At 29.6% G+C, this 12,125-nt stretch carries 9 protein-coding genes; 6 read left to right on the top strand and 3 right to left on the bottom strand.

From position 1 onward, the window contains the following. From CJJ23_RS05045 to CJJ23_RS02775, 3 genes are all read left to right on the top strand, one after another. Positions 1–998: S8 family serine peptidase (locus CJJ23_RS05045; RefSeq protein ID WP_180738013.1), on the top strand; the 998-nt coding region annotated here is incomplete at its 5' end. Further along, positions 970–2,193 carry a hypothetical protein gene (locus CJJ23_RS02780; RefSeq protein WP_095334844.1) on the top strand — a complete coding sequence of 408 codons (1,224 nt, stop codon included), beginning with the start codon at positions 970–972 and terminating at the stop codon, positions 2,191–2,193. The genes CJJ23_RS05045 and CJJ23_RS02780, both read left to right, overlap by 29 nt. Positions 2,194–2,422: 229 nt before the next feature. Continuing rightward, complete coding sequence (locus CJJ23_RS02775; protein WP_095334843.1) at positions 2,423–3,460, top strand: hypothetical protein; 1,038 nt, start codon at positions 2,423–2,425, stop codon at positions 3,458–3,460. Between the two features lie 114 nt (positions 3,461–3,574). Here the strand turns inward: CJJ23_RS02775 and CJJ23_RS02770 are convergent, their stop codons facing one another. From CJJ23_RS02770 to CJJ23_RS02760, 3 genes are all read right to left on the bottom strand, one after another. Further along, entirely contained in the window at positions 3,575–4,510 is a 936-nt protein-coding gene (locus CJJ23_RS02770; protein WP_095334842.1) for a DUF3137 domain-containing protein, read from the bottom strand. 109 nt (positions 4,511–4,619) lie between these two features. After that, positions 4,620–6,383, bottom strand: coding sequence for a DUF2130 domain-containing protein (locus CJJ23_RS02765; RefSeq protein WP_095334841.1), 1,764 nt, complete (start codon positions 6,381–6,383; stop codon positions 4,620–4,622). 142 nt (positions 6,384–6,525) lie between these two features. Beyond that, on the bottom strand, positions 6,526–7,161 hold the full coding sequence (locus CJJ23_RS02760; RefSeq protein WP_095334840.1) for a LemA family protein: 636 nt from the start codon (positions 7,159–7,161) through the stop codon (positions 6,526–6,528). A 286-nt stretch (positions 7,162–7,447) separates the two neighbouring features. On the opposite strand from CJJ23_RS02760, the gene CJJ23_RS02755 reads away from it, so the two are divergent. The 3 genes from CJJ23_RS02755 to CJJ23_RS02745 all read left to right on the top strand — a co-directional run bounded on the left by CJJ23_RS02755 (position 7,448) and on the right by CJJ23_RS02745 (position 12,071). Further along, complete coding sequence (locus tag CJJ23_RS02755; protein ID WP_095334839.1) at positions 7,448–9,061, top strand: substrate-binding domain-containing protein; 1,614 nt, start codon at positions 7,448–7,450, stop codon at positions 9,059–9,061. A 72-nt stretch (positions 9,062–9,133) separates the two neighbouring features. Beyond that, on the top strand, positions 9,134–10,741 hold the full coding sequence (locus CJJ23_RS02750; RefSeq protein WP_095334838.1) for a sugar ABC transporter ATP-binding protein: 1,608 nt from the start codon (positions 9,134–9,136) through the stop codon (positions 10,739–10,741). Next, positions 10,725–12,071, top strand: coding sequence for an ABC transporter permease subunit (locus CJJ23_RS02745; RefSeq protein WP_095334837.1), 1,347 nt, complete (start codon positions 10,725–10,727; stop codon positions 12,069–12,071). Before CJJ23_RS02750 ends, CJJ23_RS02745 begins: the two co-directional genes overlap by 17 nt. The last annotated feature ends 54 nt before the right edge of the window (positions 12,072–12,125 follow it).

Raw genomic sequence — 12,125 nt, 5'->3', positions numbered from 1 at the left:
AGTGACTAGATAATGTTATTAATGCTAATCCTGATGTAATTTTTATACAATCTGCAGGTAATGATGGTGATGTTTCTCGTGGATATGACAAGTATGGTGCACCCATAAAAAGGGGTTATGAGTTTGAATTAGCAAAATATACAGACAGTTATAAATTGTCTTTAAATTCTATTGTGGTAGGGGCGGTTAAAGAAGTTTCTCCAATAGTTGCACAAGATTTCAGTGAGTGATCAAGAAAGGATAATTATATAACAACATCTGTGCCAGATACATTTGAGCAACAGACAGGTCTTGAACCTGCTGACACTGAAAAACATAAAAATGGCACAAGTTACTCTGCACCTTCTGTTACTGCGATGATATCTTTTTTAAAAAATAATTATTCTAATTATTTCGATAAAGGAGCAGATTCATTAATTGCAAAGAGTGCGTTAATTTCTGGTTCAAGAAATAATTATTCAACAAAATTTAAAGATAGTTATGAGCATGTTGAGAACCACCTTGTTTATGAACAAAAAATAGGTTTTGGCGTTGCAAATTTTTCAAGAATGAAGGAATCGCTTGAGAATTTAGATTACTTTGTTCTTAGAAGTAGTAATGGTAGAGCGAAACCACGTAGTAAATCAATTTACTTAAGTGCAGGTGATAAATACAGAGTTAACATCACATGAAAAAATCAAGATTCATTAGACTGAGTTTTAAGACCAAAAAGTTCGAGTGATACTCCTGCAGTCTACGATAAGCATTTCATCGGTCCAACACAATTAGGATTAACTATTGTTAAACCTGATAATCATTATTATTTTGAGCATTGAACTGCAAGAACAATTACTGCAACTAATTTTACAAATATTTCTGGAGAAACCCAAAGAGTCAATACTAAAACAATCGAGTTTAAGGCAGAGACATCAGGAACATACAGATTCAATGTGTATTTCGAAAATGATGATGCCAGAAGTAAGGATATGGATGTCGCCCTTACCTATTCTAAAATATAATAAAAATAAAATGTTCTTAATATTGATAGCTCCTGTAATTTCTGTTTCAACTGTTTCATTATTTATTGCATGCTCACCTAATATAGGATTAAATCATAAGAACATTCAAAAGGATTCTACACCATTAGAAAATAAAGACATTCCTAAAGCGCCAGAGCCTTTGGAGGATAAGGGTTCTCCTAAGGAGCCTATTTCACCGTTTAGCAATAAAAGTACTTTTAAAAAATCTTCAACATTTGATAATACAGAAATTATTAAAAACAGTGCATCAAATATTAATAAAGGACCACATGTGCCATTTAATGATAAAAGTATTTTAAAAGGTTCTGGCTTATTTGTTAAAACAACGATAGACAACAAAAATTATTTACAACTAAATACTTGAAATTTTATGGATTTCACATTTAGTGATTTTCAATGGATCATTGAAAATGATTGGAAAAATAAAAAATTAGATAAAACAGACAAAGACAGGGACTCATATAACTGGTATCCAGTTGAAATTAATAATTCTTATATTTCTAAGTGGGAAACATTTATTAAAAAATGAAATTGAGAATATGAACCTAAATTTGTTGCTGATTCTAGTAATCAATACGAAGATTTCATAAAGTATTTTAGTGAGCAAAAACCATATCCTAATCATTTAAAATCTGTTAGTTTAGTAAAAAACGAAGGTGAATTAAAACAAGCATTAAGGCTAGAAGATCAAGATCGTGAAAAGTATTTGAAATATTTTATTGCTTTAGAAGACTATTTATATTGGTATAAAACAGAAAAACTTTCTGATGAAGAATTATCTAAAAAATACTTTCCTTGAACAGAGACCTTCAATTTTGACGCTATTAATTCTAAAATGGATTTTGAAAAATATGATTATTTATTTGTTAAAGATCTTAGGTCTACATATGGCGATGGTAATGTAGGAATTGGTGATTTAAGTAAGGGAATTAAAATTAATTCTTATAAAATAGAACCTGAAAGTCATAAATTCACAATTGAATTTTTGTACGATGACGAAGTTGATCCTTGTCCTAATTGTCCATTAGATGAACAATTAAATCACTATTGATCATGAAAAAGATTAAGTTCAATGCTGATACCAATTGAAAAAAATAAGATTAGCGAATTTAATATGAATGATTGAAATTTGCACATCAGAGGTTATTCATATATTCCTTATGGAAGAAGATAAGAAAAGAATAACTTAGTTCTATTAATCAACATAATCAAAACCAAAAACAGTTTGGAATTTTTTCTAAACTGTTTTTTAAACTCTCAAAGTGAAACTAATTCAAATTTTTGCAGAAAAACGGAGACATGTATTAACTTTTTACCGAAAATTTTGCTTTTTTGCTAGAATAGTATGAGTAAATTTCATTTTGCTAAAAAATGACTGTATAATTTATATTAAAGAAAAGAATATGACTAAAGATTACAAAGACCTGCAGACACGGTTTCGTAAAGCAAACCGTGATGGAATTAAACTACTATTAATTCCAAGAATTGAAAAAAGAATTAAGGAATTACCATCATGGTGATTATTTATTAATAGTTTTTTCTTTGGTATTTTTATAATAATTTTATTTGTAATAGGAATTGCTGCAATTGCCACTGCAGTTGCTACTTGATTGATTTTAAACCCAGGACAAGCACAGGTTTATCAAATTGCTTTAGCTTTTGCTGCAATTGCTGTTTTCTTAATTGCTTTTATATTATTTGTAACAAGAATCACAAGACGCAATAAAATTATTCAATATCTTTCAAATGTAATTGATAAAACTTTAATTTATAAAAGAGTGTTTGCTAATTTTCAAGGTTTTAAATTTTATGGAGCAGCTGATAAAGACTTTTTAGAACTGAGTTCAGTCAGACATACAGGCGAATTTGAAATCCCTGAAGAAGGTTTAATTAATTCACGTACTAACCAGATGTTATTAGAATATAACGGTTCAAAAATTATTTTCCAACTGCAAAGTTATACTTGAGGGAAGAAAAAAGATTTATTTCCTAAAAGAGTAATTGGACTAGTTAAATATGATTTAAGTACAAGCCAAAAAAATGTGCAGTTTTATAAAAAATTAATCTTTACTTTAAAATCTGATTCACCTCGTTTTGATAAACTGAGAGAATTTGAATCTGCTAATGAAGAATTTGATAGCTTCTTTAAAGCAAAAACTAATAGCATTAATTTATTAAAAGAATTGCTTGATGACAAAACAAAAGCAACCTTATTAAATTTAGCTAAATCAGGAATTAGAGCTAAAAAATGAAGTTTAGAAAAAATTGATAACTCATTGCAAATTAAGTTTGTTCCTTATATTGATTACACTCCTAGTTTGCATTTTGGTTTTTCATTATTAACCGATAAAATTGCCAATAATTTTGCTAATTCAATTATTAATGAAATCTTCCAAATTTATTTACTAATTAGAATTCCAATTGAATTAAGAATTGTTTAAAAGATTAAAGTTGGTTGCCTAAGCAACCATTTTTTATGCAGTTTTTGCAATCTAAAATTACATAAAAAATTAATAAAAAACCTTTATGAAAATTCATAAAAGGTAATATTTTAATTAATCTAACATCGGTGGAATTGCCAGTAAAGCAACGATTGAATACAGTTCATACATGTCGCCCATGATGTCACTTAGAATATTTCTAACGACAGTTTCAGCATTATTTGTAACTTTATAATTTAAAATTAAAAATCCTTTTAATGAAACTGCAAAAGAAATTTTAAAGGTATTTCTATTCTTAGTTAAATGTAATAAGTTAGTTGAAATATTATTTCGATAATGCTTTAATAAAGTTTCCATTGAATAAGGAGTTGCTACCATTAAAGCTTTAATAGGGTCGTTACTTTTCATGGCAAAGACACTATTAAATTGTTTATTTTCAGTTTGAATATTTTGTGAGCGAGTAAATAAACTTTTTTGAAATCAAGTAAAATCAAAATCACTGAATTCATTAGGTTTCATTAGCATTTTAGCAATGGCAACTTCTTGTCTTCTTCTAGTTTCCACCTTACCAACTGTTTCAATTCATTCATAAGTTAGTGATCTAATCGAGAAAAGATTTTCTCGATATCTAATATTAAATTCAGGTGAACGTTGCACGATGCTTTTAAAAGCCATTACTGGTACACCATAACTAGCAATTGGATAATCTCTAGGATCTAAATCACCACTATTTTGTGCTGAGATAAATTCAAAATCTTCAGAAATACTATCAAAAATATTTTTATAAATATGATTAGGTTTTAATTGTCTTTTTAATTCAGTTATTAATAACGATGAAGAACTTCAATAAAGTACAATGAAGGCGATTCCGATAAAAAAAACAGGAAGTAATAAAATTCCTAAAACAAGTCATCCAGGGTTTAATCATTTTAATTGCCTTTGATGTTCTTTAAAAAACTTTTCAACTGTTTCAATTACAAAAGGATAAGTGTAGCGATAAACACGCTGTTCAAATTCTTTATAACTAAGTGGCTCTGTAACTTTTTTCATATTAATCCTTATTATAAATAATATTAGTTAATTAACTGAAATAAAAAACCACTTAAAACTATTAATTTTAAGTGGTGTAAAATTAGTTGATTAAGTAGTTTTAAGCTAACTATTTTTGCTCTTCATCATCTTCATCAACTACTTCAAATCCAGAATCATCTTCAGGTTCATAAACTTCAGTTTCTTTTTGAATTAGTCTAATTTGTTCTTTATTAGCTTGTTTTTCTTTTTCAATTGTTAACGGATCTTTAGGTTTTAATTTAGAAGTTGCTTCGATAAATTTTTCAGTATTTTCTAATAGATCAATTGTTGATTGAAATGCTAACTCTTTAATTTTAACAGTTACACTTTTGCGAATACTTTTTGCAGCCTTTTCAATTACATCAACTCTCTTCATAATTGTTTCTAATTCTTTTTGAATTATTCCAATTAGATTTTTGTTAATATGATCTTTTAATTCTTCGAAAAATTCTCTAATTGTTTCTCTAGCTTTAAGATCCTTAAACTCTGAATCACTAGCAATTTCTTCTCTTCTTCTAGCAAGTTCAAGCATGTCTCTTTTTTGATTAATGAAGTATGTTAAGAAATAGTCGGGTCTCATTTCAATTAGTCTTTCATGACCCGACACAAAGCGAACCATAAAGTTTTGTTCCTTTTCTAATTCAGTAATTAAAATCCCAAAATCAGCATTGTTATTCTTACGATCTTTTTCTAGTTTTTCGTAGAAATCTCTGTTTTTTTGTTTTCCATTTTCTGATAATTCAGTTTTCATTTCAAGTACAAAAGTTCTTTCAGGTTTACCTCTATATAAAATTTCAAGGATAAAATCAGGAAGTGTTTTATTAATTTCTTTAGCCTTTTCAATAGTTAAATTTTCATCAACTAAAAACTCTCTTGCCTGACTTCATAAGTAATTTTCTAGTTCATTTCCACGAACTTTTATATTGCTTGTTAAGCGCGCTTGCGCTATTTGTTTGACTTCTCTTAGTTCATCATCTTTTTTAGATAATTGTTCTTTATAAGATTCAGAAATGTCTCTTTTTTGCTCTTCTAGGCGAGCTACTAATTGTTTATATTCTTCTTCTTTAATTTTCTTAACGAGTTCATCTTTTTTATTTTCAAATTCTTTATTAAGTTTTGAAGTTAATTCTGCTTCTAATCTTAATTTTTCATTTTCTAATTTCGCTTTAAGCTCGTTTTCTTTTTTAAGTAATTCATTTGCTTTAAATTCTTGCTCCTTTTCAAGCTCTTTTTCAACAGATAGTTTTTCTAATTCTAAATTACTAAGTTGCTTTTTTAAAAATTCAAGACTTTTATTATGGTCATCTTGCATTTTAATTTTATCATCTGCTGATGCAGATTGTATTTTTGCTTTTTCCGTTTCTAAAAGTTGTTCAATTTCTTTTTTCTTTGCAGCAATTTCAGATTCTTTAGATTTTTGTTCACGTTCTAATTTTTCCTGAATTAATTTTTTTTCATTTTGGACATTATTAATTTGAATTTTTAAATCATTAATGTCATTATTTAATTTTATTTCTGAATTTTGCTTTCTTTCAGCAAGATCTGCTTTTTCATCTTCGATTTTTTGCTTTTCAGCTTCTAATCTAGTTTTTTCTTGTTCAACCGCTTTGAATAAAGGACTATTTTTAACTAGTTCCTCTTTTTCTTTGTCAGTTAATTCTCTTTTATTTGTTTTGTTAACAAATTCGAAAACTTTTTCCATTAAGTCTTCTCATGCTTTTTGATCTTGATTTAAAAGATCATTTTTATTTGAAATTAATTCAGCAATAATCTCATTAATGCTGATATGGCTATTATTAGTTACTAAAACTACTTCACCCTTAATAATTTCTAGTTTGAATTTTGGATTCATTTTGACCACCTTGATGTATGTATATAATTTTATTATTACTCGATTAAAAAATAATTGTCGAAAAATTTCGAAGTTTTTGATAAGCCAATTTTAATGCTAAAATGCAATAAAAAATCTCTTCAAAGTTTTGAAGAGATAAATTTTAAATTGATAATGAAACGTCTTGTTTGTCAGTTGCTGAAGCAGCAAATAAAGGCATTTGCATTAAGTTTTTAAAACCAGCAACTACGCTTGCAGGTCATGAATACAATTGGTTATTGTATTGGGTGACATTCATATTATAGTTTCTTCTAGCAGCTGCTAGTTCTTTTTCAATGTAAGTTGCTTGTTCCATCATTTGTTGAAACATTGATTCAGCTTTTAATTGAGGATAGTTTTCAGCCACAGCCATTAAACGACCAAAAGCTGAATTAATCATGGCATCAGCATCACCAAAGTTATTTCTTGAAATATTCATATTTCTTAGTGAAGTAATTGCTTTTAAAGTTTCACCTTCATAATTTACATAACTTTTAGTTGCATCAACTAGTTTTGTTAAGGTGTCTTTACGGTTTTTTAAGTATGTATCGATACTTGAAGCAGCATTATTAATGCTCATTTGTTGGCGATTAAATCAGTTGCTTTTAACTACGTGATAAATAAGTGGAATTATTAAGATTCATAAAATAATTCAAACTACTTTCGCACCAGTGCTTATTTTAGCGCTTCTTTCAGTGTTATCAACGTTAGGGCTAAAACCTGTTTCTTTGCCTTCGTTGTTAGGGTTTACCAAATTCATAAGGTCTCCTTTTGTGATTTAAAGATTATTTAAACATAGCAATCTTATCAAAAAAGCAGATTTAATTGAAAATATTAATTAATTCAAATGTTTTAGTTAGTTAAATTTTAGGCTCTAGGCTGCTAATTTTAACTATTGAATTAAATTCAGGGTGTATATCAAAAATTATTAAAAATGAGTACAAATAATTGAATGTTAGTACTTTGATATGAAAAAACTGCCTTTTTTTCACAATTTGAAAGATTTTTGAAAAAAATTGCCGACAAATTTGCGAAAGGAATAAAATATGACTATTAAATACATACAAACAAAGGATATTTTATTTATGAAAAAAAGTTTTAAAAAATATATTTTATTACCAGCGCTAGCACTTAGTGCAGTTGCTGCAGCAACAACAGCGATTGCTTGTTCAAACGGTGTTTCAGTAGAACCTGCTCAAGTAACAAAAGACTTGCAAGCAAACAAAGACTTCTTAACTACTTTAACTTTCTCAGGAAACTTAGAAGAAGTTACGGGGACAACAGATAAAGCTGCTTTACAAACATGATTAACAGCAAACAAAGCAACTGTTACTCCAACCTTGTCAGCTGATACTAAAGCCACAAGAACGGCAGAGTTGACAACAAAAGATGTCACAGTAACTGCACCAACTGATACAACAGTAACACTAACAGTTGTTTCAGTTGCATACGATGGAACAGATTCATCTAAATTAAATGTTTTACTTAAAGCAACTAAAGGTGATTCAACTGTTCACTTCGTAAAACAAATTACTGGAAAAGCAAAAAACCCAGTTGGATCTGCTCAATTTGCTTTAGCAGTTAGTGACCCAACAAACCCTAGATGAAAAACAGCAGAAGGTATATTACAAACTGCTGCAACTAATAGCGGTTTTGGTGGAAAAACAACTAATAACGGTGACCAAATTAAACAAAACTCTGCTTTGGAAACTGCTTTAACTAGTGGTGCTAAAGGTGTACTTGTTTCAGCAAAAGACTCTGCATCAATTGGATCAGTAGTTAATGACGCAAGCCACAGAAAAGTTCCACTTGTTGCATATGACCGTTTAATTACAGGTAGCGACAAATATGATTACTACGTAACATATAACAATGAGCGTGTTGGAACTTTACAAGGATACAGTCTAGTTAAAGCAATTTATAGTGCAACACATTCTTGAGATGCAAGTAAAAGTGTCGAAGACAATGTTAATGCATTAATTGAAGAAGTTAAAGGTAAAAAATTATCTGAAGATAAATTTATCTACTTATCAGCAGGTGATCCAGCTGATAATAACTCAAAATTATTCTTTAACGGTGCAATGGAAGTAATTAAAAAAGCTCAAACAGAAGATGCACACCTTAAATTTTTAAATACAGCAACAGCATTTGAAAATGTTGCAACAACTGACTGAGTTGCGCAAACAGCAGCTGCTTCATTCCAAACTGTTTACAATACAGCAACAGAAACTCAAAGAGCTAATTTAGTTGGTATTCTAGCACCTAATGATGGATTAGCAATTGGTCTTGCTGATGCTCTAAAAACAGTAGCTGGTACTGCAGAAAAAGATACAATTTGATCAAAAGTATTTATTACTGGTCAAGATGGTATCGAGGGAGTTGTTTCTTCATTAAAAGCAAAAAACAGCAAAGTTGACATGACTATTAAAAAAGCTGATGAACCTCTATCAAGAGCAGGTACAGCAATTTTAACATTACTTACAGCGTACCCTAACGCAACAAGAGAACAAGTTGCAGCATTTGTAAAATTAACTAGCCCAAATGATAATTGACAATTAGATACTACTTCATATAAAGTAGGAAGCAAAGTTATTACAACATTTAGCTTTACACCAGTTATTGTAACACCTGAAAATGTTGCAACTGAATTCCCATCATAATCAATTATCAGAATACAAATATAAAAAGATTTAACTTTTTCAAGTTAATTCTTTTTATAAAGCAAGGAAAAAATGCAAACAAATATTAATCAACCTGCTCCAAAACCAAAAGCAAAATCCAAAAGTGAATTTATTCTAAAACTGGATAAAATCACTAAAAAATATCCTGGTGTAACTGCACTTAGTGATGTTTCATTTTCAGTAAGAAGAGGTAAAATTCTTTCTTTAATTGGTGAAAATGGTGCTGGTAAAAGTACTTTATTGAAGGTTATTTCAGGTGTTATTCCTCATACTTCGCATGAAGGAACAGTTTATTTTGATGGCGAAAAAGCCAAATTTCAGTCAATTAGTGATTCAGAAAGCAAGGGAATAGCAATTATTCACCAAGAACTATCTATTTCACCTTTCTTACCTATTTATGAAAATGTTTTTATGGGTCACTATCGCAAAAAATTTGGTGTTTTAAAATGAACTGAAATGATTAAAGAATCTAAAAAGTGACTTGATCTAGTTGGTTTAACAAATGTCAATGTTGAAGATATTGCAGGAAATTTATCAGTTGCCCAACAGCAATTAATTGAGATTGCAAAAGCTCTTAGTCAAGAATCTAAATTATTAATTCTTGATGAGCCTACTTCTTCATTAAACGACAAAGAAAGTTTTAAACTTTTAGATTTAATGAAAAAACTAAGAGATGATCATGACATTACATCAATTTTCGTTTCTCATAAGTTAAAAGAAGTGGAATATGTCGCAGATGATATTGTTGTTATTCGTGATGGAAAATTCATTTCTTCATACAATAATGAAGAAACAAAAATTACTGAACAACAACTTATTAAAGACATTGTTGGTCGTGCTTTAGAAGCTAAGTTTCCACCTAAACCTGAGAATCGCAAAATAGGAGAAGAAACTTTAAGAGTCGAAAATTTTAGAGTCCAACACCCTAAATTTAGTGATGTTTATGTCGTGAAAAATGGTTATTTTAATGTTAAAGCAGGAGAAATAGTTGGTTTATCGGGGCTAGTAGGATCGGGTCGGTCTGAACTTGCTTTATCAGTTTTTGGAAAGCAATTTGGAACAATCGAAAGCGGTGAAATTTATGTTAACAAAAAAAGAGTTAATATAAAAAGACCTCTAGAAGCCATTAAAATGGGGCTGATGTATGCTTCTGAAGATAGGAAATTAACAGGTCTAATTCAGATGTTTACAATCGATAACAATATTGGTTCAGCATCACTTCATCTTTATACAAAAGCATCTGTTTTACAACATAATAGACTCGTAAAAAATTCAATGGAACTAAAAGAAAAACTCAAAATTAAAGTTCCAGATATTCAATATAATGTTGAAACTCTTTCAGGTGGTAACCAACAAAAAGTCGTTATTGCCAAAGCCTTGACAACTAAATTTCAAACATTAATTATTGATGAACCAACAAAAGGAATTGATGTTGGTTCAAAATACGAAATTTATAAAATTATTTTTGATTTAGCAGCAGCAGGCAAAAGTGTAATTGTCATTAGTTCAGAATTAGAAGAATTAATTGGCTTAACAGATCGCATTTTTGTCATGGATGGTGGCTATGTTAAAGGCGAAATTAAAACTAGCGAAGCAACTCAAGAAAAGATCTTCGAAATTTCAGTTGGAAAGGTAAAAGAAAATGTCAAAACAAAATAAGTCAAACCCTGTAGGAAACTTTGTTTCAGATATCAAGTCACAAATTAATAAAGGTCTAGATTATCTAAGTGATTCTATTAAGGGAGTCAAAGTCAAATATCGAGCGACTACTTATTATAAAAAAACTAGTCCATACACAAGGTTTATTAAAAAGCATTTAAACCGTAACTCGATGTACTACATCCTTTTATTTGTAGTTATTTTATTCTCAGTTTGAACATCAATTAGTTCTCCATCACACATTTTACAACCTGACCAGTTTAATACGATGTTAAGAAATAACGTGCAGATCTTACTAATTGCAATGCCAATGCTATGAGTTATCATTAGTGGTAACATCGACTTATCAGTCGGTAGGCTCTTTGGTTTAACTGGTTATATAGCCGTTAGAACTTATTTAGAAACAAATGGTTCGGTGGCTGCGGCATTTTTTACAGCAATTGCTGTTGGATTAGCGATCGGAATTACTAGTGGATTTTTAGTAGGATACTTAAAAATCCCTGCCTTCATTGTTACTCTAGGGGGAATGCTTTTATTCCAAGGGCTATTACTATTTTTATCAGCAGGAACAACAATTGCTGCTGATTCACCTGCACTAGGGATTAACGGAGATGCCTTTAAAGATTTCACTTTATTAACTATCGATGTTAATTTAGGTAGTGGACTTTCAAACTTCTATATCGTTGCTTTCTTACTATTTATTGTCATTGGTGTATTAGTAGTTGTAATGAATGTTGTTGCATATATTCAAAAGAAAAAATTTGGACTTAATCCAGGACACATTGCTTACTTAATTATCAAACAAGTAATTGTTATAGGATTCTTCTTAGCTGTTGCTTTATTAATTTCTATGTCTAGATTTGGGTTGCAGTTATACATCCTTTACGTTGTAATAATTATTGCAGTCTTCATGTTTATTTCAAAAAACACTCGTTTTGGTAGAGCGATCTATGCAATCGGGGGAAATAAAAAAGCTGCTGCTTTATCAGGGGTAAATGTTGAATTTACAACTATGATGATCTTTGTGGTTATCGGGGTAATCAGTGGATTTACAGGAATGGTATTTGCTTCAATTCAACAAGCTATTGTTGCTAACGATGGAGCTTCACAAGAATTAACTGTTATTTCATCAGTGTTTGTTGGGGGTGCTTCAGTTTCAGGTGGAGTTGGTACAGTTGTAGGAACTATTATTGGTTCATTCATCATTAACTTCATTCAATTAGGTATGAACATTCTTGAACAACAAGCTGCTTTCATCAACATTATTCAAGCAGCAATTTTAGTTTCAGTTGTTGCTTATGACACCTTAACTAGAAGAAAAGTTTCATAGTTTATTAACTTTAAAACATATAAAAAAAGCGAGTTTATGCTCGCTTTTATTTTT

Origin of the sequence: Mycoplasmopsis agassizii (genome assembly GCF_002276225.1) — a bacterium.
Classification (GTDB): Bacteria; Bacillota_I; Bacilli_A; order Mycoplasmatales; family Metamycoplasmataceae; genus Mycoplasmopsis_B; species Mycoplasmopsis_B agassizii_A.
Note: the sequence above shows the minus strand (reverse complement) of the source record. Positions and strands in the feature narration are given on the sequence as shown.